Below are 26,315 nucleotides of genomic sequence, written 5' to 3' on the forward strand. Positions count from 1 at the left end.
AACCACAAGTGAAGTGACCATCACCATCAACGGTGCCGATGATCCGTCTGAGATAACCGTTGGTGAAGGTGATTCTGACATGGGTGAGGTGACGGAAGATGTCGATGTTGATCCTGAGAGTAATGACTTTATGGCGACGGGAACACTGACAATAACCGATGTAGATGCTAACGATGTCGCTGCTTTTCAACCCAATGGTACGTTTAATCCAGAAGGCTCAACCAATGAGACCGCATTGGGTATGTTGACCATAACCGATGATGGAGCATGGACGTATGTCGTAGACAACGATGATGTGCAATATCTTGATGACGATGAGCTCGTTACCGAGGTTTACACGGTTACTGCGATAGACGGAACCACCAGTGAAGTGACCATCACCATTAACGGTGCCGATGATCCGTCTGAGATCACCGTTGGTGAAGGTGACTCTGATATGGGTGAGGTGACGGAAGATGTCGATGTTGATCCTGATACCAACGAACTTTCAGCGTCAGGTACTTTAACGATTACTGATGTCGACACGAGTGACATGCCAGCCTTTAAACCTAATGGTGTGTTTACCCCGATTGGGTCTACTTATGCTCTTGCTCTGGGTATGTTAACGATTACTCCGGAGGGGGCATGGAGTTATGTCGTTGATAACGATGCGGTTCAATACTTGAACGATGATGACGTAGTTATAGAGCGATATGTCGTAACCGCTATCGATGGTGTTGAACATGTTATCGAGATAACAATCAATGGTGTCAATGATGCACCTGAAGCGACGAGCTTTACGGTCGTCAATGATGAGGACGCAGTCATACCAATCCTTTTCGATTCTGAAGATGGTGGTATGCCTGATTACATCTCAGATATAGAAGATGACCATGATGACATTCCACTTAATATTAGGATAGAAAGCTTGCCAACCAACGGCAGCCTTTTGTATACCGACGAAAATGGCGTCACGAGAGAAATCGTTCAGTCTGATGTTGATAACGGTGTGTTGTTTGTTCCGAACAATATCAGTTTTGTTGCTGGACCTGGAGAGATGTTTGAAATGGGCTTCAGTGGTGATCCTGAGGATATGCCAGATCTTGTTGATGGTTTCTATAATTGGGGGGAAGAAGTTTCACCAACAGAGAGACTTATTACGCTAGATAACGGTAATACGATTACAGTAACGATCGAAGATAACAATGATAAACCGTTGAAACAGTATCAAGGCGAACAATCTCATGTTGGTTTTGGTATTGGTGATACTGATGGTAGAGGTATGAACAGCCAGGAGACCTTGGTCCTCGACTTTACTAATAATCCATTAGAGGTTGTTGATTTTGGTTTAGATGGTTTGGGTGGTTCATTTAACACTGATAGTAATGTTTATGTTGAAGTGCTCTATACCTTTGCTGATGGCACGACTCAGACGGAGCAATATCAAAAAGATCCAGGGGATACGGGGAATAGCCAAATTCTGTATGATTTTAGTTATTCTTCACCAGACAACCCGATTGTTGGGATGGAGCTGTCATCGACAGGGGGCAGTTGGGAGTTACGCTATGTCCAAGGTAACGAGGCAGTAACCGAAGACCCGCAGTTTGATTATGTCGCGGTCGATTCTAATGGTGCAGAAAGCACGGTAGAGACGGTCACTATAGATATCGAAGATCCGCAGCAATATAACGTTGTTAGCGCGGCGAGTAATGAACCCTTGTATGCACAGTCAGGTAACGATCTGCTGATTGGAGATAGCGGAGATAATATCTTCACTTGGCTAGACTCCGCGCTCGACAACGGTACTGATATTATTAAAGATTTCGAGCTTTATACTGCTGGTTCTGGGGACCTGATTGATCTCAATGATTTGGTCGAAGATCCTCAAGACGAGACTCAAATGGCAGAGTTACTTGATGCGATAGAGGTCTCTGTCGACGGAGAAGATATCGCGTTGTCCATTCTAATCAATGGAGGGGATGATGTTCAAACTATCGTTGTTGAGGGGATTGCGACTGAACTGGGTGGTTCGGTTGACCTAGGTAATGACCTAGCAGTGCTGGGAGAGCTGATAAAAAATGACGCAGCTTAATTAGATAAAGTGAAAGGTTCTAGCACTCAATGTAAGCAAAGCCCTCGATTTTTCGGGGGCTTTTTTTGTATCGAATACCAGCCAAAGAAAAGGTATCGGAATAACACACAAAAAAAAGCCCAAACCAACGTGGTTTGGGCGGATACAAGTATAGGAGTTAATAAGGAAAATGCAGTAATTAAGAAAGCAGTGAGAAGAACAAGTTTGACGGCCTGTTAAACTTCTAAATACGCTGTTTTCTACCTAATTTATGACCCTCCATTTCCATTTCAGTTCCAAGAAAATTCATTATTTTTTTCTTTTTTTGTAAACACACAGCGATTCAATCGGTTAGTGCTGAGTTTTACTAACTGGTACGACCAATTTGTGAAAATGTGATGTTGCTTGCTTGTTAAATAAATGTACTAAGCGTATATTTCAAACAGTTGTTTAATACGAGTGATTGAAATGGCACCAAGAAGTACAACCAAAGACAAAATCTTAGATGTGGCTGAAGGCTTATTTGCTGAGCACGGTTTTAATGACACCTCTTTACGCACGATTACGAGTAAAGCGAATGTCAACTTAGCTTCAGTGAACTATCACTTTGGCGATAAGAAGACTCTGGTTCGTGCGGTACTCAATCGTTACTTAGAAGCATTTATGCCAGCACTGCAAGATGCATTAGTGAACTTAAACTTGAACGAAACGTATTCTATGAGTGACGTGTTTGAGTCTTTGAGACAGCCACTAAGAGCACTTAATGATGTTAGGCCAAATGGTACAAGCCGGTTCATGTTACTTATCGGCAGAGGCTATACGGATGTGCAAGGACACTTGCGTTGGTTCATTACTACCCGTTATAGCGAAGTACTTTCTTTGTTTACAACGTCAGTAATGAAGGCGAATCCGAACCTCACTCAAGAACAGTTATTTTGGCGATTACACTTCACCCTAGGGACTTGTGTATTCACCATGGCATCAAGTCAGGCTCTGGTAGAAATTGCAGAGAATGACTATGACAGAAAGATAGATGCTAAGGCAGTGGTCGATATTCTTATTCCATATTTAGCCGCTGGCATGTCAGCAGAAGAATAAAACAATAAAAAGCGAAACATTCACAACCAATATAGTGAACAAAAGGATCTGAACTATGAGCTCTCTAAGACAAAAATGGGTAAGTGACCCAGCTTTTAAACTCTTTAAAAAAGTACTACCACCACTATCTAGCACCGAGAAAGAAGCGATGGAAGCAGGTAGCGTGTGGTGGGACGGAGAGCTGTTTTCTGGCAAACCAGATTTCACTAAGCTGCACCAATACCCTAAACCTCAGCTGACAGCAGAAGAGCAATCGTTCATGGATAATGAGCTTGAAACTTTGCTGGCTATGCTTGATGACCACCAAATTGTAAAAGAAGACCGAGACCTTCCTGAAGAAGTGTGGAACTTCTTACGTAAAGAGCGTTTCTTTTCTCTTATTATTGCGAAAGAGTACGGCGGTCGTGAATTCTCAGCACACGCTAACTCAACTATCGTAACTAAGATTGCGACGCGTAGTATCAGTACTGCGGTTTCAGTAATGGTTCCAAACTCTCTTGGTCCTGGTGAGCTGCTTTCTCACTACGGAACTCAAGATCAAAAAGACTACTGGCTACCTCGTCTTGCTGACGGTACCGATATCCCATGTTTCGCACTTACAGGCCCAGAAGCGGGTTCTGATGCAGGCGGTATTCCTGATGTTGGTACAGTATGTATGGGTATTCATGAAGGTAAAGAGACGCTAGGTATTAAGCTGAACTGGAACAAGCGTTACATCACGCTAGCGCCAGTGGCGACGGTACTTGGTTTGGCTTTCAAACTGCACGATCCTGAGAAACTACTTGGCGACAAAGAAGACATCGGCATCACTTGTGCGCTAATCCCTGCTGACCACGAAGGTGTTGTGATTGGTGAGCGTCATGATCCACTTGGCCTTGCATTCATGAATGGTCCGACACGCGGTCATGATGTATTCATCCCTATGGAATGGCTAATTGGCGGTGCAGATTACGCAGGTAAAGGCTGGCGTATGCTGGTGGAGTGTCTGTCTGCAGGTCGTGGTATTTCACTACCAGCCCTAGGTACAGCGATGGGTCACCTAACTGCGAAAACAACTGGCGCGTATGCTTATGTTCGTAAGCAGTTCGGCATGTCGATTGGTAAATTTGAAGGTGTTGCAGAGAGTTTAGGCCGTATTGGTGGCTTAACATATCTACTAGAAGCAACTCGTACACTGACAACTACTTCACTTGATATGAAGGAGAAGCCGGGTATCGTAACGGCTATCGCGAAATATCATATGACAGAGATGGCGCGTACTATTCTGAATGACTCAATGGATATCCACTCAGGTCGTGCAATTCAAGATGGTCCAATGAACTACTTGGCTGCGCCTTACCTAGGTATTCCAGTTGCTATCACAGTAGAAGGTGCGAACATCTTAACTCGTAACCTGATGATCTTCGGGCAAGGTGCGACACGCTGTCACCCATACGTACTAAGCGAGATGGAAGCGGCTGCAAACCCAGACGAGAAGCAAGGTGCGAAGGACTTCGATAATTTGTTGTTCAAGCATATTGGTCACGCGACTAAGAACACGTTCGGCGCGTTTGGCGCAGCACTGACTGGCTCTAAGTTCATTAAAGCCGATATGAGCGGTCCAACAAAGCCGTACTACCAAGACCTGACTCGTTTGAGCCGTGCGCTTGCAGTAAGTGCGGATTTCGCAATGCTGACGCTAGGTGGCGAACTGAAACGTAAAGAGCTTATCTCTGCACGTTTAGGTGATGGTCTAAGTTACCTTTACATGGCTTCTGCTGCACTTAAAAAGTATGAAGACGAAGGTCGTCAACAAGCTGACCTAGACTACGTACACTACGCGGTTCAACACTGTTTCCATAACGCGGCGAAATCGCTACAAGAAGCGTACAGAAATTTCCCGAACAAGATGGTTGGTAAAGTACTTAAAGGTCTAGTGTTCCCTGTAGGTAACCACTTTGAAAAACCAAGTGACAACCTAACGGTACAACTGGCGGAAAGCTTGATGACTCCGGGTGCACACCGTGAACGTCTGACTCACCTTTGCTACATCGGTAAAGAAGAAGATGATAGCGTTGGCCTAATGGAGAATGCGTTCAATGCGATGTACAGCATTAAGCCTCTTGAACGTAAGATCTTCAAAGCAGTGAAAGAGGGCAAAGTAGCTCGTAAAGGCTTATTGCAAGATAAACTTGCTCAAGCTCTGGCGGCAGATGTTCTTACTCAAGACGAAGTTGACCAAATCATTGCAGCAGACAAACTACGCTACGCAGCGATTCAAGTTGATCACTTCAGTCATGACTTCAGCGAAACTTTGACGCGAAAAGAGTTAAAACCTAAGCTAAATAGCGTTGCTTAGATAAAGAAATGACAAAAGGCACCTAATAAGGTGCCTTTTTTTGTTTTTGTCGTAGAAGTCGCAATAGACGCGTTAACAAATGGTGACTTAGTCAGCAAATATTCGCTCAGTGCTCCAACCACTTGCATTTTCACCACATTTTTACAGAAATTAGATGCCATTTGCGTACGAAACTTTTATCCTTAACCTGATTTTTTAAGGAAGTTGAATATGATCATCAAACCTCGAATTCGCGGATTCATCTGTACTACAACACATCCAGTCGGTTGTGAAGCTAATGTAAAAGAACAAATTGCTTACACAAAAGCTCAAGGCCCAATCGCAAACGCACCTAAACGTGTACTAGTTGTTGGCTCTTCAAGTGGCTACGGCTTGTCTTCACGTATTGCGGCTGCATTTGGTGGCGGCGCTTCAACTATCGGTGTTTTCTTCGAGAAAGCCGGTACTGAGAAAAAGCCGGGCACAGCTGGTTTTTACAACTCAGCAGCGTTCGACAAGCTAGCTAAAGAAGAAGGCCTGTATTCAAAAAGCCTGAACGGCGATGCTTTCTCTAACGAAGCGAAACAGAAAACGATTGACCTGATCAAAGAAGATCTAGGTCAAATCGATATGGTTGTGTACTCACTGGCGTCTCCAGTGCGTAAAATGCCAGAGACTGGCGAAGTTATTCGTTCAGCTCTGAAACCTATCGGTGAAACGTACACATCAACAGCTGTTGATACAAACAAAGACATGATCATCGAAGCAAGTGTTGAGCCTGCATCTGAAGAAGAGATCAAAGACACTGTTACTGTAATGGGCGGTGAAGATTGGGAACTTTGGATCAACGCTCTATCTGAAGCCGGTGTTCTAGCTGATGGTTGTAAGACAGTTGCTTACAGCTACATCGGTACAGAGCTAACGTGGCCAATCTACTGGGATGGCGCGTTAGGTAAAGCTAAGATGGATCTAGACCGTGCAGCGTCAGCGCTTAACGAGAAACTAGGTCAAACTGGCGGTACTGCAAACGTTGCTGTTCTTAAGTCTGTTGTGACTCAAGCAAGCTCTGCAATCCCTGTTATGCCTCTTTACATCGCTATGGTGTTCAAGAAGATGCGTGAAGAAGGTATTCATGAAGGTTGTATGGAACAGATCTTCCGTATGTTCAGCCAACGTCTATACAAAGAAGATGGCAGCGCAGCAGAAGTCGATGAAGTGAACCGTCTACGTCTAGACGACCTAGAACTTCGTGACGACATTCAAGAGCATTGTCGTAACCTATGGCCTCAAATCACAACTGAGAACCTAAAAGAACTGACTGACTACGTAGAGTACAAAGAAGAGTTCTTGAAGCTGTTCGGTTTCGGTGTTGAAGGCGTTGATTACGAAGCTGACGTTAACCCAGCTGTTGAATTTGATGTAGCTGACATCTAATTCAAACAATCGAATCAAAACGAAATAGGCGCTCATTGAGCGCCTATTTTTTTGTCTGTTATTTGAGTGAAGAAATTAAGAGCAGATGCAGGATATGAGTGGCGGTATTCGAAGAGTTTGAAGAGCGGATACGGGATACGAGAAGCGAGTATCGGTTTCGAAGAGATTTAAGAGCAAGCGGAAGAGAAGAACTAACAAAAAATGCACTAATCCAAAGATGAATTAGTGCATTCGAAATATCTAAGCTTGGCTGCTTTTAATGCAGTAGGCGCTAGCTAATTATGATGATGAAAGTACCTGCTAGGGTCATCAATATATTGGCTATCGCGTAAGTACCCGCATAACCTAGTGCTGGAATGGTTGAGCGAGCGTGGTCGTTTACGATGTCCATTGCTGGAGCACAGGTTCGCGCACCAATGATTGCACCAAACAGCAGCGCTCGGTTCATCTTCAAAACATAAGCACCAACCAAGTAAGCGAAGAATACAGGCAGCACACTCACTACGAGAGCAATACCAATGACCTGAGGGCCGACTTGGGTTAAGTGCTCGAATATCTTACCACCGGCGCTTAATCCGATACCGACCATAAAGAACATCAAGCCGAGGTCTTTGACCATATTCAACGCACCCTGAGGTACATAACCGAAAGTAGGGTGGTTTGCTCGTAAGAAGCCCAGCATGATACCCGATAGAAGCAGGCCAACTGCGTTACCTAGTCCAAATGAAACCTGACCGAATGTCATGGTGATCAAACCAAACAAAATACCCAGAATGAAGAAGCTACAGAAGGCCATCAAATCTGCCATTTGACTGTGAATTGAGATGAAACCAATTTTTTCTGCTAGGCCGTGGACACGGCTCTTTTCGCCACTCACTTGCAGTACATCACCTTTAGAAAGCACAATGTTTAAGTCCATCGGCATTTCAATCTGAGCACGTACTACGCGGTTAAGAAAACAGCCGTACTCAGACAGGTTTAAGTCTGAAAGGCGTTTACCTGCGATACTGTCACTTTTAACGACAATCTCTTCTTCCACTATGCGTAGATCGAGTAAGTTACGGTCGAAAACCTCTTTCCCGTTACGGAAGCTTGGGTCTAGACGAGCGTGGCTATCTGGGAAACCAACCAATGCGATCTCATCGCCTTCTTGCAGAATAGCATCACCATCTGGGTGGGCAAGAATACCATTACGACGAATACGCTCGATGTAACAACCTGTTTGGCGATAGATACCCAATTCACGCAGGTTCTTACCGTCAGTCCAAGAGATAAGCTCTGGTCCCACACGATAAGCACGAATGATAGGAAGGTAAACCTTACGTTGACCAGAAGCACCTAAACCGCGTTCTTGAGCAATCTGTTCAGCTGAGTCGTGCAGGTTTACTTTTTGCAGCTTTGGAATCAGGCGAGCGAACATGATCATGCTGATTAAGCCAACCAAGTAAGCCATCGCGTAACCCACCGATAGGTTTTCGATAATCAGGCTCAAATCCATATTTCTTGGTACTTCTGCTAAGCCTGAGTTGAGCGCGTCTTGTGCGCCTACCAAAATTGGGGTTGCTGTAAGCGCACCCGCCATCATGCCGGCAGACAAGCCAAAGCCTAAACCAAGGTAATGACTACTGAAATAGGTTAGGGCAATCGCTGTAGAAAGTACCACAAGGCTCAGAATGAGGTAGTGCTTACCGTCTCTGAAGAAGATACCGAAGAAGTTTGGACCCGCTTCAATTCCAACACAGTAAATAAACAGCATGAAGCCAATGGTGAGTGCATCTGCATTAAAAGAGAAGCCAAGATGTCCCATAACGAGGGAAGTAATCAGAACACCGATTGAATTGCCGAGTTGGAGACTACCGAAACGAATTTTACCAATGGCTAATCCAATCGATAAAACAACAAAGATGAGGAGAATGGGGTTTTGTTCTAACAGAAAAACAACGTCGATATTCACAGTGGTCGCTCAATAATTGGCGTGAAACACAGGGTAAGTTTGAGAGGTGAATTGTATCTAAATATAAATAAATTATAAGCGATATTTTGCTAATTTACTTGATTTTGACCTTATTCTTATTCCGTATGAAAACTGGTCATAAAAAAAGCCCGCTACAATGAGCGGGCTTTCTATAAATCGTACAGTCCAACGCATAAATTGGTCAGTTGTTTAAGGTCTTAGCCTCGATTCTCTTGTGAGAAATCCTAGCTTAGTCGAAAAGACCTAGGTTTTCTTTTGCGTATGCTTCAAATTCTGTGCAGCCGCCGATGTGGTCTTGGTCGATGAAGATTTGTGGCACTGTGTCTACAGGCTTACCAACAGTCTTTTCTAGGTCAGCTTTGCTGATGCCTTCAGCGTGGATGTCAACGTAACGGTAGTTGAAGTCATCGCGTTTAGCTTTAAGAGTTTCAGCATGCTCTTTTGCACGAACACAGAATGGGCAAGCAGGGCGACCAAAAATAACTACAAACATTTAATTTCTCCTAAATACGGGATGAGGCTCGTTAACTCGATTATGTTAACTATTCTTTAGTGAATGCCACTCAAAATTTCTTAAAACCAACTATGCCTCAATGCCATGGGGAAATAAAGATGGAATTACCTCTTAATACAATAGGTTTTGTCTATCAGAGCAAATAATGGTCACAAAAAGGATCCATGTTGATTTCTGATAGGTATCTAGATTGATTACCCTTAATTTAAGAGTGTGAATTACCCCTAAGAATACGACTTTAATCCATCTTTAATGCGACAAGTTGCACCTCGTCAAAAAAAGCTCATACAGAACGAGGCATCTTAATACTGATGCACGATACAAAGACTAAATTCCAACAACCAAGAGTTCGCAGTTTTGTTCAGTCATAGGCGCAGGAGGCACCATGTTTCAATTTATGACATCTACAAAGATCATCTTTGGTGATGGAGCACTTTCCGCTTCATTGTCTCTCTTTAATCAATACGGCTATAGCGTGCTATTGGTTACAGGCAATACATTAGAGCGCACTTCAGTTGTTACTGACTATCTCGATGCGCAGAGTATGCGTTATCAACACATTGCCGTTTCCGGAGAACCTAATATTAAAATGGTCGAAGAGGCCGCTATTTCTGCCCGTCGATTTAAGCCAGATATGGTAGTCGCGATGGGTGGAGGCAGTGCCATCGATATGGGAAAAGCGTTAGCTGCGGTTTTACCTAATCAAGGCAATTTATACGACTATGTTGAAGTCGTCGGGCGTAATGTACCTCTTAAAACTAAACCTCTGCCATTTATTGCTATTCCAACCACTGCGAGCAGCGGCGCGGAGGTCACTAAAAACGCGGTGCTGAAATCAGGGCAAGACCAAGTGAAAGTAAGCCTTAGAAACCCAGACATGCTGGCTGACGTTGCGATTGTCGACCCAACCCTAACTCATGGAACTAATCTGTATCTATCTGGACGAGGTGCGATGGATGCATTTACTCATCTAATGGAAGCCTACGTGTGTGGTGAACCCAACCCGTTAACCGATATGATCTGTGAAGAAGGGCTGCGCAAGTTGAGTAGTTCTGTGGTTCGGGCGTGTGTTTATGACGAGCCTCAAGCACGTTCTGATCTTGCTTTTGCTTCTATGCTTGGTGGTATGGCGATAACAAACGCCAAGCTTGGTGCTGCCCATGGTTTGGCTTCTGCATTAGGAGGCAAGATTTCAGCGCCTCACAGTGTGATTACCGCGCGCTTAGCCCCGTTCGTGATGCTGGAAAATATTGCGGTTGCGAGAGAAGAGAAAAGATTAGACATCTTAGCGCGTTATCAGCAAATCGCTCAGATAGTGATAGGTAACTCCGAAGCAAAAGAAGAAGAGGCGATTTCTTGGTTATCTGAAGTGCTGGATACGCTTAAGTTACCCAATTTGCAGGAATTTGGCGTCTGTGAAGCTCAGTTTGATGAGGTTTCTGCCGATGCGCTCAAGTCAGTGGCTATCAAAGGAAACCCTTTGCCGTTAAACCAAGAGAGGTTAGTGCATATTCTGAAACAGGTTTGCGAGGAGTGCAGTTGTGGAGAAGGGGAGCATGAGGCGGCTTCAATAAACCAATTTGAAGAATCTGCAGTGGAGTCTAGCTTTACCATTATCAACTCTTATGCGTCCGAGAACAGCGTGGTAGAGAAAGGCAACAGTTGGACTATTTAACGGCTTTCGACCTGTTCGCTGCATAAAGCATTTAAAACAGACAAACAAAAACGGAGCACTAGGCTCCGTTTTTTAATAGCTATATTTTGGTTCGTATCCTAAGGGCTCTTTGTTCGAACCCTAGAAGGTTAGAACTGAGAGTATTTCTCGTAACGTGAATCACGAAGAGACTCTTTAACACGCTTTAGGTTCTCTCTGAAACCAGAACCACGACGCAGTGTAAAGCCTGTCGCTAACACATCAATCACCGTCATTTGAACAACTCGGCTTGCCATTGGCATATAAACGTCTGTGTCTTCCGGTACATCCAATGAGATAGAAAGCGAACTTGCTTTATCTAATGGAGAGTCTTTTGCTGTGATAGCGATAACCGTTGCGCCGTTTTCACGCGCTAGGTTTGCAATCTCTACTTGGCTCTTAGTGCGACCAGTGTGAGAGATAAGAACAATAACGTCATTATCACTGCAGTTAATGCAGCTCATTCGTTGCATCACGATGTCTTCGAAACACGTGATTGGGATATTAAAACGAATAAACTTGTTTTGAGCGTCTTTGGCGACAGCAGAAGAGGCACCCAGTCCGAAGAATGAAATGCGTTTTGCTTGAGTCAGCAAGTCAACCGCTCGGTTCACTTGCATCGCATCTAGACTGTTTTTTGCAACGTCTAGACATGCCATAGTTGATTCGAAAATCTTATGCGTATAAGCATCCGGACCATCATCTTCTTCAACATTACGGTTCACGTAAGGTGTACCGTTCGCCAAGCTTTGAGCTAGGTGAAGTTTGAAGTCAGGAAAGCCCTTTGTGTCTAAACGACGACAGAAGCGGTTAACTGTAGGCTCACTCACGTCAGCCATTTTAGCTAAGGTAGCAATGCTAGAATGAATTGCAGTTTGAGGGGAAGCCATGATTACTTCGGCTACCTTACGCTCAGACTTGCTGAAATTTTCCAGGTTTTTTTGTATTTTTTCTAATGTATTCATAGTGTTCACAAGGGTATAGAGAACAACTTGCTAGTTAATATCTTTTACCAGGGGGTATGGCTGAAACAAATATCAATAAGTACAAAACCAAACTTAGATTGGGTATCGTAAATACTGCTGCATCAAATAGATATCAAGCTAACTAGCACCATAGAGTCAGTATAAACCCAACATACTATTTACTAATACAAAAACACGGCATGAATGCTTAAGAATATGACAAACCTCAACAAAATTTTAGAAAACTACAGAACTGGAAGAGGGTTTGAGCAAAAAGAATGCAAATTGAGTATGAACTGACAGCTTAGTTACATCAAAAAGAAAGAAATTTTCAATTTGATGCAACTAAAATTGAATGACTATGCGTTGATTTGCGTAACCAGTTTGGTGATTTTGCCCATCAAGTTAGGTGCTAGTTTAGAGATCTCACGCTGTTCTTCAAGCACTGAAGAGAGAATATCATTGCCCGTTAGTGGGTTTGCTAACACCACGCGGAAAACGATGATTGGCTGATGTGCCCACGCTTCAGGGTTTAAGCGAGTACGAGATACGAACGACTTACCCGTTTCACGCTGTTTTTTCTGAATAAACTTAGTGAGTTCGTTAAGAAGTTCATTTAGCTCTACGCGTTGTTCAGGATCAGCCTTAAGCAATGCTGCCTTTACAGCTTCAGGAACGTAGCGATAGGTCAGTAGGCAAAGCTCAGGTTCAGAAACCAGTTCGAAGTCGCTCTGATCTTTAATTAGGTCGGCGAAGTAGCGCGCTTTGTTGATGCTCTGATCGATCAGTAGTTCATAGCCTGGACGGCTAATGATGTGCATTGCGGCGTAAACCAGCATTGCCATGCCTGAACGAGAGCCTTCAAGCGTATGACTGCCTAAATCTTTTGAGCCTTTACGAAGTATGTATTGAGCGTGATGTTCAATCGCTGTCATCGCATCTGGCTTCTTAAACAGAACCATGCCCGCACCCATAGGGATATAAAGCTGTTTGTGTGCGTCAATGGTGACTGAATCGGCTAGCTCAATACCATCAAGTAGGTGACGGTGATTGTTAGACATCAAGGTCGCACCGCCCCAAGCTGCATCAACGTGGAAATGACAATCTGTTTCGGCACACACCTTTGCAATGTCCCTTAACGGGTCGATATTACCGGTTTCGGTTGTACCAGCCACACCGATCACGGCGAAAGGCTTAATCTTGTTCTGCTTAAGCTGCTCGATTTTGAGTCTTAGATCGTCAGTGCAAATGCGGTTGTCGTTATCCGTTTTAACAGACACTAGACCTTCTTGACCAATGCCAAGGACATCTGCGGCTTTTTTCAAAGAGTAGTGACCACGTTCAGAGACTAAGATGGCTAGGCCTTCGTAGTCGTAGTGCTTCATGGCTTTAAACAAGCCCTCTTTTTCTACACCTTTGAACGAACCTTGGGCTTTTAGGGCATTGTTGCGTGCAACCCACAGCGCGGTAATGTTCGCAATGGTACCACCAGAACAAAACGCACCTAATGAGTGGTTTGCACTGTGCATCCAACGAGAATAAAACTGGTCGCTATCTTGATAAATCAGGCGATGTAACATGCCCAGAACTTGACGTTCTAAGGGAGTGAAAGCTTTGGAAGTCTCGATTTTTACTAGATTCTGATTCAACGCAATCATGATCTTAGAAAGCGGCATCAGAAAGTACGGCAGGGCAGACGTCATGTGACCAATAAAACTTGGCGAAGACGTATGAACCGAATGAGACACGAGAGAATCGAGGAGATGCTCAGTATGTTCAGAAACAAACTCAGGCTGCTCTGGGATATGAGCATTTGAAAAATCTTTCTCAATTTCACGCAGTGGCTTTTCTTCAGCCACAATGTGTTCACGTAAGAATTGATTCAGGTTTCGTGAAAGTTTGTCTTCAATTTGAGTGAGTGTTGAATCTGGGCCTTCCGGTACCGTGAAGATACGTAAAAGACTGTCGAAGCTAACATCTGCTGTTTTTTGTTCCGTAACCATAGCAAGCGAGTTATTTTTTTTTATATTGACGCGAGCGGGACAATCTAAACGAAAACGGGAACAATGTCCCGTCTTAATTATGAAATCCAACTTCTCATAAAAGCGCATTAAACCAAGGGTTATTTACACTTAATCGCTTCAAGTTTACTAATCGACTGGTTGTAACGCTGCAGCGCTGTGTCGATTTGCTTAGGGTGGCTAAGCAGCTCTGCAAACGCAGAACGTAGCTCGTAGTTTTGAGAATGAGGCGTTGATTGGCGGTCGTCGAACGTTGTTTTCGCGATTTTTCCAAGCTCATCATCACGTGTTGATAACGTTTTAATGTCGTGTTGCTCAAGTTGCAGCCAAGCTTCCACCGGTTGTTCAGTTGCTACTTTACTTGAATCGTTCACTAGGTAGTAGTTTACCGCTGCACGGTTAAGCTCAAAGTGGTGTTTACGGCCTTCTAGGAACCACTCACTGACTACTGTTAGCTCTGGATATTGTTCAGAGGTTAATGCAGCAAGGTCGGCATACCAATTCAAAGATGCATCAATGTACGCATCATATTTTTTTGCTTGGCATTGGTTTGTCTCAGACATTGAATCTGCTGCAAAAGAGAAGGTAGAAGTTGAAGCTAGCAGTAATGCGACGCAAAGGCGTTTCATAGTGGTTCCTTTTGTAAGTTTATTCTTTTTATAACTTTGTCGTTACAGATTGCCGTGATCATTATTTGTTGAGCAATGACACTTAGTGTCTTTTTATTTCGGTAACTGTATCGGTGTCTTGGGCATTGGTATTCGAGTTGCATTCTAATCTAAAACAAACGCTATTCCTGCGATCTAGTTAGCAAGAGATACAAAGAACAACATCAATATCGGAACAAACAAGCTTAGGATAAAGCCACTGACGATAGCGATAGGCACACATCGAACGCCGCCTGTTGTTTGAATAACCGGTAAGGTGAAGTCCATCGCAGTAGCACCAGCATAACCAATAGAGGTACATGGATAGCTGCGGATCAGCACTGGAATCAGTACCAAAGCAACCAACTCTCTTAATAGCTCAAGCATGAACGATGCGCCGCCATAGACAGGGCCAAAGGCGTCACCCATCAAGATACCTGCCAGCGAGTACCAGCCAAATCCAGAAGACATAGCTAGGGCTTTGAAAAGAGGGATATCAAGGATGTAAGCAGCGATAACACCGCCTAACATTGAGGTCGTGATGATCGTGATTGCGATAACCATGCCGTGTTTGTTGAGCAGGATCTGACGAAGTGTCAGCCCGCTATTACGCAGTTGAATACCGATAAAGAAGAGAAGAACAAACAGAATCCATTCGCTTGCGGTATCAACCCAATCGAGGCCAATAGGCAGTACTAAGCCAGCGATAAGGCCTGAACCCACCACTAGGATCAGCTTGGCAGATTCCATTGCCATAGAAGAAAGGGGAAGCTTCTTGTTACTGCTGTCAGTCTTGAGTGGCAGTAACTTATCAATAGCGGGCAGCGCCATCAGGTTACAAACGCTTAAACAGACGAAGAAAGTGGCGGTGTAAAGAAGAATTGTCTGTAGATTACTGCCTAAGTTATCGAGAGCGGCTAAGCTGAGTCCCATTAACGCCAGAATCACGTAGATCAACCGCGATGTCGAGCGGTTGATGAATTCTAGCGTCTGAGCGTTCGAAATAGAAAAAAGATACCCCACGACGAGTGGCGCAAATATAAAGATCATCCCTGTAAACATGCTTTCCCCATTGCATTTACTTCATATTACATTTACTTGTCACTTAACAGTGACTTAGAAGCCGCTAGTATTGATCACGTCGCTTAGCTTTGCATTAAAATCATGTTTGCTCAAGTTGCTTAATTTATAGAGCACCTCTGCACCTGTCACATTAAGTTCAACTTCGTGTTCATCGATATTCTCATCCTTGTTTCTGAACATCAGTAGGTGGTTAGCGATTCGAGCGATATCTAAGTAAGACACTTCACGTTGTTCGAGGTTATTGATGGTATTGCTGCACACATCAATAAAGTCGCTGTCGAAGCCCCAACGATTAAGCACCAATTTACTGGTAGCAGAACATTGGCCTTGGAAGATTTGTAGAGCAATGTCGTGGTCTAGGTAATTGCCATTTTCGAGGTAGAGGTGGTATTCGCTAACCAAACAGAACAAGCCAATATCTGCCAGCAATCCAACAAGCAGTGATTTTTCATGTTCAAGGTAGCGGTATTCAATAGGGGAGAGCTCTTTGAAGCCGTTGGTAACCAATACCATAGTGGCGCCCAGCTCTTTGGATACAGAAGCGCTATTAACCAATAACTCATTACATTCTCTGCTTAGGTTCACTGAATGTTTGAGTTGCTCTATGGCTTGAGCTGTCACGATGTCACGAACTCTTAATATGCCAAGGCGGGACACGGCTGTCATGATATCAACACAAGTAATATTGCGTCGGTTAAAGACGACAGAGTTAGCCACACGAATGACGATAGCAGTGAGGCCTGGATCTTCGAGTAGGCACTCGGCAACTTCGGCAATCCCGGTTGACTCAAGGGTACAGAGCTTTTGAATTTTCAGTACAACGTTAGGGATAGGAGGAAGTGTTATTTTTCCCGCTGAGATAGAATGGCCAACAAGTTGGGCAAACTCTGATTCTAGACCCTTTAAGAGAAGAGTCTTATTTTGTGGTAGCCAGAAAAACGATAAATGATTCATATAAAAAGTAAAAACATGTATGTCCTGCCATTTTACAAGCCACGATGCTGCGAGGCAATACTCATCCGTCCACATAACCTTTAATAATTTGAACCGGTGTATCACTAGGTGTCCAAATTCAAGCATGGTTTGATAGTTTACTGTGACGTCAATCATGAAAAACCAGAATACTCAATTGATTGATGTGAACTATGTCCAGACTTATTTTTCTTTTCGAAGTATGATTTATTTAAAGGTGGAAAACAAAACCATAATATTCACCTATAGAATAACAAAATAGATTTAAAATTTTTCGCATAACAAGCTGCTTGTCTGGTGATCAACCTAATCGGGGTAATTTGATTAAGGATCAACGGATATGACCGAGACAGCATTTATTAATTACGTGAATCAATTTGGTGAGCATCAAAAACGTTCTATGTTCGGAGGTATTGGCCTCTTTCAAAATGACGCTATGTTCGCTTTATTGAGTGAAGGTTGTTTATTCATTAGAGGTGGAAAATCATTAGATAAAAAACTGACCGATCTTGATTGTGAAAAGTATCGTCATGTAAAAAAACAGACAACAGCTACCGTAAATTACTACGATATTACGGATCTGTTTACATGTGAACATCCTGAATTGGATAGTATTATTCGTACTTCAATCGATAACTCAATTCAGCAACGTAGCTTCAAGAAATCATCAGCTAGCCGCAGATTAAGAGATCTACCAAACATGCAACTTACGTTAGAACGCATGGTTAAAAAGGCGGGTGTGGATGATGTTTCAATGTTTATGCAGTTGGGCGCGCCTGAAGTGTTTAATAAGGTTCGCGAAGCGTACGGAAACGATGTTGACCTAAAACTACTTTGGAAATTTGCGGGTGCAATTGATGGTATTCACTGGAAACTATTACAAGAGCCACGCAAGCAGCAATTACTAAAGAGCTGCCACTAAAGAAGTTTGCCTTATATGCTTAAGATTACTGTTAATAAATAAAAACCGAGGAATGTCCTCGGTTTTTTTGTTTTTGTCTTAGCAAGTTTGAGAGGCTAAGAGCTTATCTGTTCGGGCTTTAACGTTAAGTACTAGTACTTGAAACGAGCAGTGAACATAAGTTGGTCACCGTAGAAGTCGTTAATACGAGCTTCAGCACCTAGAGAGAAAAGCTCTGTAGAGTGGAAACGCGCGTAAACAGAACCTGTCCAATCATCGTTGTCATCGATAGAAACGTAACCACCTTTACCACCAACTTCTAGTTGTGGACCAAGCCATTGGCGAACACCAACGTTGATTTCCATACCGATATCAGTAGAGCTTGAGTTCTCTGGCTGAACGATACGAGCTAGCATTTCACCTGTTAGGTCTGCCCAGTTGTTTAGTGGAGCGTGGAAACCAAGACCTACAGCTGAGTCGTAATCGCCTTCAAATTCTGAATCGATACGTGCTACAGCATGAGCGTTCGGGTGAATTGACTTACTGAACGCACCACCAAATGTTACTGGGCTAGCACCGATGCGTGCTTCAAAGTAATCATAGTTAAAGTTGCTCATTACCTGTGGTTGTTCATCAACAGCTAGTGCTTGACCAGAAGCCAATAGCATAGCGGTAGTAAGTAGAATTTTGCGCATAACGACCGTAAACCTATATTAGTGTTAATTCCTTTGGTTTGAGACAAATCGGCAAACCATAAACATTGAGACAGTTTAATCTAACTCACGGAAAAGTAATCCTTTAAAATGTAAAACCTTACTCATTTAGTTAAAAAACAAGCAAATTAAGGATCAGTCTGTAACGGAGATCTCATGTTTTAGAGCGAATGAGAAAAATAGATGAACGAATTATCCAAAATTTGTATGTTTTCGGACGGTTCTTATATCGGATGCCGCTTTTCTCAGTATCTATTCAGCAATTAGTGTTATTCACCAAAACTGGTGCGTTTATCCGCCATGGAAGTCAGTATACGCTCGGTATCTAAGATGGAAGTCCAGTTAAGCAATTGTTTGTCGTTGGCAATGACATAGTCAGTCAATTGTTGAGTAATCGTGTCTCTCAGTTGGTCGCCTTGCCAAGGTTTTGAAATATAGAAATCAAGTGCAGCGTTGTTAATGGCCGTGACGGTATCTTCAAGCCCAGCTTGCCCTGTGAGTAGCAGTTTACGCGTTGGCTTGGTCGCGTCGTGTTGGTTGAGTTCGATCAGAAAATCGATGCCGGTTTTTTCTGGCATGATGTGGTCGCACAAGATTAACGCGAGCTTAATACCATCTTGTCCCATTTCTTTGATTACTTGCATGGCTTCATCGACCGATTCAGCACCTTCAACCAGAAAGTTCTCTTCAAATATCGCCAAGTCCTGAAGGACACTATTGAGAACTTCAGGTTCATCATCGACACATAAAATTAGGTACTTATTCATGAGGTGCTCCTTCTTGTTTGAATGGAAGCCACACTTGCATGTTTGTATGACTGCCTACCTCTGACTCCACCAAAATAAATCCTTGATGAGCCGAAACGATTTGTTGAGAAATGGATAGCCCAATCCCTAAACCAAAGTTACCTTCTTTTTTGGTCGTGAAATTTGGGTTGAAAATGGTGTTGATGTCTTCTTTGGCAATGCCGTGGCCAGTATCGGAGATTTGCACCACAAGAAACGTGTCGTCACCTTTTGTATGTTGAGAGGTAGTAATGGACACTTTGCCTCGTTCAGAAAGGGCATCGAGCGCATTGGAAAGAAGATTGGTCCACACTTGTTGCAGAGAGAGTGACTGGCACAATAAAGGCGGTAAGTTGGTGTCGTAATGCTTCTCGAGTTGGTGATGTTTGAGTCTGTTTTCAAAGATCACTAAAGTATCTTCAAGCCCTTCGTGGATATCTGTGTAGTGGCGAACTTCTTCATCTTCTCGGGCATAGCTTTTTAGGCTTTTGACCATATCGGCAATACGCTTGCTGCACACTTGAATTGAGCGGATAGAGTTCCCCACATAATGGTAATGCTCTAAGTCATTGAGCAGCTCTTTGCCTGCGACAGGGGAGTCTTTTAAGGTATCTAAAACCGCAGCGTCTTGGCTTAGGTTGAGCCTCACCGCTTTTTTGGCCAGAGCACGATCATCGATGGTCGATGTAAGGTGTTTTACCAGCTGTCTTTCTTGTGCCGTGGATAGCGGCTTCGCTAGTTTTGAATGCGCTAATACGTCAGTCCCTTTGTTTGATTCAGGGAGTGACGAGTTCTCAAGTATCTGGTCTAGGTGTTCAGATAGAGTTTCAATACTACGCAATATAGCTGCAATCGGATTATTCAGTTCGTGAGCAACGCCAGCTACCAGCTGACCTAACATCGCCATCTTTTCTTTTTCGATCAATTGCTGGTGGGCTGATTCCAGTGACTCGAGTGTTTGCTGAAGTTTGATCTTATTGGTGATGCTACGTTGCAAACGTCGATTGAAATGACGGAGCAGTAGATTGGTGAATAGCGGCAGCAAGGTATTGTTGGAATGCATTACCTGCGCAAAACTGTCCTTATCCAGCTTAATCACTCGCGTTTGGGTAAGAGTGATACCAGTAGAGAATGAAGGCTCGCCTGTTACGAATGACATCCCACCAACAATGTTTCCTTTAGAGTGACGCACTACCTCTCTTTGTTGCCCCAATTCATCCTTTTTGTAGAGTGCCACTTCACCTTCAATGATTAACCATAGGAAGCGATTGTCTTCACCTTCAACCGTTAGTAAGTGTTCTGGCGAGTAATCTCGAATGGCCTTGGATTTGTCATCTTTAGAGAATACCTCCTGCAATGCATTGACGACACGCTCGGCAAGAGCATTATCAGAAAGCTGATGGTAATCATGAATGAAACCAGACTGGAACGAATGAATCTTTTGCTCGATGTGTGCTCTGAGTAAGCGCTGTTGATCCAATGCATCACTGTAAGAGAGTAGGTTTTCTGAGTCGTATTGAATGACAAAAGACGTTAGCTCTTTTTGCGCTGACTTGAATAGAACCTGATCTTGAACTGGTTTGGTTAGGCAGTGATTGAGTCGACCTTCATTCACTGCGGTTAGAATGGATTGAATGTCTGACGAAGCGCTGACTAATATCGTTCTTGCGGTATTACTATGGGGCAGCTGTTCAAGTTCAATTAGAAATTGCACACCATTAAATTGAGAATGATGATGAGTGATCACCAAGGCAACAGTTTGGTGGTGATCATGGATATCTTCTAATGCGTGATGTGCGTCTTCTATGTTCTCGGCAGTATAAATATCGAATACAGAAGCCAACGGAGCCAGCTCCGAACGTATTCTTTCAATGCTAACCGGATTATTGTCCAAACAGATAACAGCGTATTGATTCACAGCTTAACCTTAATAGTAGCGACGCTTCTAGCCTAGCAAGAACCGCTGAATAAGGATGAGAGCTAACCGTTAATTTGTTGAGGCAATCGAAGTATCGAGCAATAGACTGATTTAACTCAATGTTTCTTGTTTGCTACTGATGGGTTAGACTAAAAAAAATAGACTCGTGTAGAAAGAGAACTCATGGAACAGTTAAGAAAAATTGGTGCAATTGGCGGAGCAATCTCATTGGCGCTTTGTTGGCCGTTAGCGGTAGGGCAGATTGGACAAAATGCGATTACTGATGGCGTTGCAAAGCTTAACAATTCAAGCATTCAAGCTGAGATCGTGGAATACGATAGAGGTTACCTCTCTTCCAACGTAACCACTCGTGTAACTGTGACGGATGAAAACCTGAAAGAGCAACTTGCGATTGATGGGCTGCCGAGTGAGTTTGTTATTAATAGTGCGGTTAGCCATGGCTTGGTGAGCCTAAATGCTCTGTCGACGTTTGAAAATACCGATATTCTGCCTCTAACTCTGACGACTAGCACTGAGCTGAACGGCAACACGGATTTCAACTTCGAGTTAAGCCAGTTCAATCATCAAGGCTCTGATGAGAATGGTACTTCGGTATCTATCACTAAATCGAATCTTTCTGGCCATGCTACTGTTTTAGGGCAGGTTGATTACGAGCTTTCTATTCCTTCTGTTCAAATTGATTTCGAAACCGGTGAAGAGGTAACGCTGTCTAACTTGAAAGGTGTAGGTTCAGGCCAACAAGCGAAAGGCTACTGGTTAGGAACCCAGAATTTTACTATCGATAGCTTCTTGGTTTCAGATTCTGCAATGCAGCCTTTCATGACCATTGAAAACTCTAAGTACGATTTTGAATCGCACCTAGATGAAGCGACTAAGCGTCTGCGCAGCAATCTCAAATTGGATATCGCAAATATCGAGACTAATGAAGGTCAGTTGAACAACTTAAACGTTGATTTTGAAATATCGAAACTCGATAGCGAATCGTTCGAGAAAGTCTTTGAGATTTACCAAACTAATCCAGTGTTGACGCAAGAAGACGTCGCAGAGATCATTCCATTTATCGATATCCTGTTTGCTAAAGGCTTTGACCTTTCAATGAACAACATGTCGCTAGAACTGGGTAAGGGCCAATTCGAATCTAAGTGGTTGGTGAGCGTACCGGAAGGGACAGAAAATATCAGCAGCAACCCTTCGATGATCATGCCTGCATTAACGGGCAACGTTCACTCTAGCTTCTCAAATGAGCTTGTTGAAGAGTACCCATTCATCCGTGAAGGAATCGATGAATTGCTTGTGATGGAAATGATCAAGGAAACAGAAAGTGGTTATGAAATCAGCGCTGACTTAGAAAATGGAAACCTAGTGTTCGAAAATGGACAAGAAATTCCATTAATCGCTCTACTTATGCCGGTTTTTGTTCAATAAACAGAGCAAGCTTGAATACTGATAGGGTGATTTAGCAGGTTAAGCTTAAACATTTTATACGGTACAAAACAAAAGAGGTCTTAAGACCTCTTTTGTTGTTTTTATGTTGGGTAAAACATGGTATTACTTGCATAGTTATTATTTAGCAGGAGCAATCATCCCCATGGAACTTACATTAGATAACGTATTCAACTTCAGTGCAGGCCCAGCTGCGCTGCCTAAACCAGTAATGAAACAAGCTCAAGCGGACTTCATTGATTGGAATGGTTTAGGGACTTCCGTGATGGAAATCAGCCATCGCAGTAAGGAATTTATTCAAGTTGCTGACGAGTCCGAACAGGACTTACGTGATCTTCTGAACATCCCAGACAACTACAAAGTTCTTTTTTGTCAGGGGGGCGCTCGTGCTCAATTCGCAGCTGTTCCTCTAAACCTTTTAGGTGACGCAACAAAAGCGACTTACATCGATGCGGGTTACTGGGCAGAAAGCGCAGTGACTGAAGCGAGCAAATATTGCGAAATTGATGTATTCAACGCGAAGACGTCAGTTGATGGCAAAGCGGCTGTTGTTCCGGCTAAAGATTGGAAAATTGACCCAGAAGCAGCGTATGTACATTTCTGTCCAAACGAAACCATCGATGGCATTGAAATCAGCGAGCTTCCTCAAACAGATAAGCCAATCGTAGCGGATATGTCATCTAACATTCTGTCTCGTAAGATTGATGTGTCTCAGTACGGTGTTATCTATGCGGGTGCGCAAAAGAATATCGGCCCGGCTGGTATCTGTATTGCCATCGTGCGCGATGACCTACTTGAACTCGCAAACGATGTGTTGCCGAGTATTCTCAACTACAAAGTACTTGCTGAAAAAGACTCAATGTTCAACACACCGCCAACGTACGCTTGGTACCTATCAGGCCTTGTGTTCAAGTGGCTGAAAGCTCAAGGTGGCGTTGAAGCGATGGAATTGGTGAATAAAGAGAAAGCAGCGTTGCTTTACGGCGCCATCGATAGTTCAGCTTTCTACAAAAACGATGTTCACACTGCAAACCGTTCTAGAATGAACGTGCCGTTCCAACTGGTGAAACCTGAGTTAGATGGTAAGTTTTTAGAGTTGGCTGATGCTGCAGGTCTGAAATCACTAAAAGGCCATAGAGCAGTAGGTGGAATGAGAGCTTCACTTTACAACGCAATGTCTTTGGAAGGCGTTCAAGCACTGGTTAGCTTTATGAAAGACTTCGAAGAGAAATACGCTTAATAAGCGAGTTCGATGTTTACCAATGAAAAGAGGAGCTTAGGCTCCTCTTTTTGTTTCCCATAGAAGGTGAAAATATAGAGACCTAATTACCTTCTTCGGCCATTAAAACGAAACTGTTGTGGCGTTACATCAAAAGACGCCTTGAAGGCTTTAATGTAAGACGAGTCGTTTTGATAGCCAACTTGGTCAGCAATACGTTGGATCGAGAGCTCTTCATCAAGCAAAGATAACGAATAAATCAGTCGGATTTGTTGTCTCCACAACTGAAATGACGTGTTGAACTCTTTTGAGAACAAGCGCGATAACGTTCGCTCCGATGCGCCGACTTTTTCTCCCCAATCTTTTAGCGAATAATCTAATCTTGGTGTGTCTGTCAGCGCTTCGAATATCAGCTTCAAACGTCGGTCTTCGGGTAGCAACAATTGATAGGTCTGAACGTTGTCTTTCATGATCTGATCGTGCAATACCGAGAGCAATCGCGATACCTCTTCATCACTCACTAATCCTTCGCATTGTCTGCGAATTTCCTGCAATAACTCATTCAAAAACGGCGTCAGGGTAATGGTTCGCACATGAGGCTCATACTTAATACCAAAGGCTGGATTAAGGTAAATACCGACAAACGTCGTATGGCTCAATGCGATAGATTCATGTTGAATCCCTGCAGGCACAAACAAAGCAGAAGTATGGGGCACAAGATGCTGGTAGTGCTCGGTTTTCGTTTGCAATAGGCCTTTGAGTGGGAAGATCACTTGATGCCACGTATGTTTGTGCATTGTATCGACGTAGCCCTTGGGCATATCGATGGTCTTCACTAACGCTGGTGAATTAGGATTAGCGACCATCATCTCATTTGAGGTGATGATTCCGGAGTGAGAATCTATTTGGCGGGTTAGCATGGTTAAGTGTCTTTATGCCCCTATTCTGACGTTTCGGGACTAGGCTATCATGCTTGGCATAGTGAATGAAGTCGAGTGCGATGTCGTTTTATCTCACGCAGCTCAGTAAGAAAGTGTCCAATAAGAAGGAAGGGATATGAAGAAGTTAGGCGTAGTAAACAGTGTCTTGGCAGGTAAGACCGTAACTTTTGCACATGGAGCAAAAAGTGCCATTGATAAGCAGGTTTTCTCAGAGCGTCAGCACGCCACAGAGCTAGGTTTCACAAATGATGAACAAGGCGACCCTCGCTTTCATGGTGGCATTCAAAAAGCGCTTCATATCTATCCAAGTGAGCACTACCCAATTTGGAAACAAGAACTGGGCGACAAAGCGATCTTCCAATCTGCAGGCGCCTTTGGTGAGAACATTAGCTCAATGGGCATAACCGAAGAATCGATTTGCTTGAAAGATAAGATTCGTATCGGCTCAACATTGTTGGAAGTCTCACAGGGACGCATGCCTTGTTGGAAGCTTAACGTACGATTCGACCAAAATGACATGGCGAGAAGGTTGCAAGACACGCTTCGAACGGGTTGGTACTTCCGTGTATTAGAGGAAGGTGACATTGGTGAAGGCGACGATATTACTCTGTGTGAAAGACCATACCCAGACTGGTCGCTCGCGCGCATTATGAGTGCCGTTTTTACGGGAAGCCTGGATCGAGAAGAACTGAGCCAGATGGCTGAACTGCCACTCGTAGAATCTTGGGGCAAGTTGGTTGAACGACGCCTAGAAACGGGTGAAGTTGAAGATTGGGAAATGCGATTGGTTGGGCCAACAGCAGCATAAACTTAGATGATAAAAAATAACAAAGCCCACTAATGGAAGTTAGTGGGCTTTGTGTTTATGTTTAGCTTACGAAACTCAATTAGAGCCAGAAATTCTTCAAAGGCATCTCTGCGTCAAAGTGATGAGCAATCTGCGCTTGGAGAAGCTCAGCGGTCGCGATCGCGTCAGTTAATGCATGATGCGGCGTGTAGTCGGGTAGGTGGTATCGACGACGGCTCTGCCCAAGCCTCACTGATGCTGGTTTTTTGCCTTTTAGCTTATTCCATAGGCCACCGGCCAGTTTGTTCTGGATCTGGGATTCAATCTCGAGCGTATCGAGAACTGGGAACTCAATGCCTTCTCCGAGTCGCACCTTCAATGCATTGTCCAAGAAGTCACGCTCGATTCGACGATAGTGAACCACCGGGATATGTCCCGCCATTGATTCTAAGATCTCGCCCAATACTTCGCTAAGGTCTGGCGCATCAATGATGTCATTGTGAGTGATACCATGAATAACGACAGATTCTTCTTCTAACTTTTGTTTTGGTCTCAGCGTCCAGTGTTTGGCTTGTCGCAAGTAGATGCGATTGAGCGTAAATGGCACTAAACCAATAGTAATAATGCCGTCTTTGTTTGGGTTTAATCCCGTTGTCTCAAAGTCGACAGCCAAGAACATCACTTCTGAAAGTGGCGTATCAGGCGCTGGAAGAGGCTGGCTATAAAAGTGCTTTAAGCGCTCGTCTTTCGCTCGTTCTAGCTTCTGAGCAAACTTAAATGGCCAATCGACCGCAGGTGATCTGAATAGTTTGTTCATA

The 26,315-nt window shown here is 43.7% G+C and carries 21 protein-coding genes; 9 read left to right on the plus strand and 12 right to left on the minus strand.

What is annotated here, in order from left to right:
- The 4 genes from CWO27_RS16725 to fabV form a co-directional block, all read left to right on the plus strand.
- On the plus strand, positions 1 to 2,071 hold a 2,071-nt coding region (locus CWO27_RS16725), incomplete at its 5' end, for a VCBS domain-containing protein (RefSeq protein WP_107899246.1).
- A gap of 447 nt (positions 2,072 to 2,518) precedes the next feature.
- A complete protein-coding gene (locus CWO27_RS16735; RefSeq protein WP_017065403.1) occupies positions 2,519 to 3,148 on the plus strand; it encodes a TetR/AcrR family transcriptional regulator in 630 nt (209 codons plus the stop codon).
- 55 nt (positions 3,149 to 3,203) lie between these two features.
- Positions 3,204 to 5,486: an acyl-CoA dehydrogenase gene (locus CWO27_RS16740; RefSeq protein WP_107899247.1), complete on the plus strand. Its 2,283-nt coding sequence runs from the start codon at positions 3,204 to 3,206 to the stop codon at positions 5,484 to 5,486.
- 210 nt (positions 5,487 to 5,696) lie between these two features.
- Positions 5,697 to 6,899 (plus strand): enoyl-ACP reductase FabV, encoded by a 1,203-nt coding sequence (gene fabV / locus CWO27_RS16745; RefSeq protein WP_102480572.1) that lies wholly within the window; start codon positions 5,697 to 5,699, stop codon positions 6,897 to 6,899.
- 271 nt (positions 6,900 to 7,170) lie between these two features.
- Here the strand turns inward: fabV and CWO27_RS16750 are convergent, their stop codons facing one another.
- Both CWO27_RS16750 and CWO27_RS16755 read right to left on the minus strand, forming a co-directional pair.
- Positions 7,171 to 8,853 (minus strand): aspartate:alanine antiporter, encoded by a 1,683-nt coding sequence (locus CWO27_RS16750; RefSeq protein WP_017630384.1) that lies wholly within the window; start codon positions 8,851 to 8,853, stop codon positions 7,171 to 7,173.
- Positions 8,854 to 9,103: 250 nt separating this feature from the next.
- The gene (locus tag CWO27_RS16755; RefSeq protein ID WP_009847069.1) at positions 9,104 to 9,367 is read right to left on the minus strand and encodes a GrxA family glutaredoxin; all 264 of its coding nucleotides are present in this window, start codon (positions 9,365 to 9,367) and stop codon (positions 9,104 to 9,106) included.
- Between the two features lie 406 nt (positions 9,368 to 9,773).
- Here CWO27_RS16755 and CWO27_RS16760 point away from each other — a divergent pair, with 406 nt between their 5' ends.
- Positions 9,774 to 11,063, plus strand: coding sequence for an iron-containing alcohol dehydrogenase (locus CWO27_RS16760; protein WP_107899248.1), 1,290 nt, complete (start codon positions 9,774 to 9,776; stop codon positions 11,061 to 11,063).
- A 128-nt stretch (positions 11,064 to 11,191) separates the two neighbouring features.
- Here CWO27_RS16760 and CWO27_RS16765 read toward each other — a convergent pair whose 3' ends face one another.
- From CWO27_RS16765 to CWO27_RS16785, 5 genes are all read right to left on the minus strand, one after another.
- A complete protein-coding gene (locus CWO27_RS16765) occupies positions 11,192 to 12,046 on the minus strand; it encodes a MurR/RpiR family transcriptional regulator (protein ID WP_004734686.1) in 855 nt (284 codons plus the stop codon).
- 359 nt (positions 12,047 to 12,405) lie between these two features.
- Entirely contained in the window at positions 12,406 to 14,049 is a 1,644-nt protein-coding gene (gene panP, locus CWO27_RS16770; protein WP_102480569.1) for a pyridoxal-dependent aspartate 1-decarboxylase PanP, read from the minus strand.
- 119 nt (positions 14,050 to 14,168) lie between these two features.
- The gene (locus CWO27_RS16775) at positions 14,169 to 14,696 is read right to left on the minus strand and encodes a hypothetical protein (RefSeq protein ID WP_107899249.1); all 528 of its coding nucleotides are present in this window, start codon (positions 14,694 to 14,696) and stop codon (positions 14,169 to 14,171) included.
- A 174-nt stretch (positions 14,697 to 14,870) separates the two neighbouring features.
- On the minus strand, positions 14,871 to 15,776 hold the full coding sequence (locus CWO27_RS16780; protein WP_107899250.1) for a lysine exporter LysO family protein: 906 nt from the start codon (positions 15,774 to 15,776) through the stop codon (positions 14,871 to 14,873).
- Positions 15,777 to 15,830: 54 nt separating this feature from the next.
- The gene (locus CWO27_RS16785; RefSeq protein WP_048609215.1) at positions 15,831 to 16,751 is read right to left on the minus strand and encodes an HDOD domain-containing protein; all 921 of its coding nucleotides are present in this window, start codon (positions 16,749 to 16,751) and stop codon (positions 15,831 to 15,833) included.
- Between the two features lie 358 nt (positions 16,752 to 17,109).
- Between CWO27_RS16785 and CWO27_RS16790 the strand changes: the two genes are divergently transcribed.
- Positions 17,110 to 17,691, plus strand: coding sequence for a TfoX/Sxy family DNA transformation protein (locus tag CWO27_RS16790; RefSeq protein ID WP_017060401.1), 582 nt, complete (start codon positions 17,110 to 17,112; stop codon positions 17,689 to 17,691).
- 131 nt (positions 17,692 to 17,822) lie between these two features.
- Here the strand turns inward: CWO27_RS16790 and CWO27_RS16795 are convergent, their stop codons facing one another.
- The 3 genes from CWO27_RS16795 to CWO27_RS16805 form a co-directional block, all read right to left on the minus strand.
- Positions 17,823 to 18,365, minus strand: coding sequence for a hypothetical protein (locus CWO27_RS16795; protein WP_019822601.1), 543 nt, complete (start codon positions 18,363 to 18,365; stop codon positions 17,823 to 17,825).
- A 287-nt stretch (positions 18,366 to 18,652) separates the two neighbouring features.
- Positions 18,653 to 19,150 (minus strand): response regulator, encoded by a 498-nt coding sequence (locus CWO27_RS16800; protein WP_048664795.1) that lies wholly within the window; start codon positions 19,148 to 19,150, stop codon positions 18,653 to 18,655.
- The gene (locus CWO27_RS16805) at positions 19,143 to 21,086 is read right to left on the minus strand and encodes an ATP-binding protein (RefSeq protein ID WP_102530233.1); all 1,944 of its coding nucleotides are present in this window, start codon (positions 21,084 to 21,086) and stop codon (positions 19,143 to 19,145) included. Before CWO27_RS16805 ends, CWO27_RS16800 begins: the two co-directional genes overlap by 8 nt.
- 183 nt (positions 21,087 to 21,269) lie before the next feature.
- Here CWO27_RS16805 and CWO27_RS16810 point away from each other — a divergent pair, with 183 nt between their 5' ends.
- Together CWO27_RS16810 and serC are read left to right on the plus strand one after the other, a co-directional pair.
- Positions 21,270 to 22,532: a DUF945 family protein gene (locus CWO27_RS16810; protein WP_048658405.1), complete on the plus strand. Its 1,263-nt coding sequence runs from the start codon at positions 21,270 to 21,272 to the stop codon at positions 22,530 to 22,532.
- 163 nt (positions 22,533 to 22,695) lie between these two features.
- Positions 22,696 to 23,790: a 3-phosphoserine/phosphohydroxythreonine transaminase gene (gene serC / locus CWO27_RS16815; RefSeq protein ID WP_102478241.1), complete on the plus strand. Its 1,095-nt coding sequence runs from the start codon at positions 22,696 to 22,698 to the stop codon at positions 23,788 to 23,790.
- 86 nt (positions 23,791 to 23,876) lie between these two features.
- On the opposite strand, the gene CWO27_RS16820 is transcribed toward serC, so the two are convergent.
- Positions 23,877 to 24,689 (minus strand): AraC family transcriptional regulator, encoded by an 813-nt coding sequence (locus tag CWO27_RS16820; protein ID WP_107899251.1) that lies wholly within the window; start codon positions 24,687 to 24,689, stop codon positions 23,877 to 23,879.
- A 136-nt stretch (positions 24,690 to 24,825) separates the two neighbouring features.
- Between CWO27_RS16820 and CWO27_RS16825 the strand changes: the two genes are divergently transcribed.
- Positions 24,826 to 25,518 (plus strand): MOSC domain-containing protein, encoded by a 693-nt coding sequence (locus CWO27_RS16825; protein WP_102432749.1) that lies wholly within the window; start codon positions 24,826 to 24,828, stop codon positions 25,516 to 25,518.
- A gap of 79 nt (positions 25,519 to 25,597) precedes the next feature.
- Here the strand turns inward: CWO27_RS16825 and CWO27_RS16830 are convergent, their stop codons facing one another.
- Positions 25,598 to 26,314 carry a 3'-5' exonuclease gene (locus tag CWO27_RS16830; RefSeq protein WP_048658409.1) on the minus strand — a complete coding sequence of 239 codons (717 nt, stop codon included), beginning with the start codon at positions 26,312 to 26,314 and terminating at the stop codon, positions 25,598 to 25,600.
- Position 26,315 lies beyond the last annotated feature (1 nt).

The sequence above is a fragment of the Vibrio sp. 10N.286.51.C3 genome, assembly GCF_003050065.1.
GTDB classification, from domain to species: Bacteria; Pseudomonadota; Gammaproteobacteria; order Enterobacterales; family Vibrionaceae; genus Vibrio; species Vibrio crassostreae.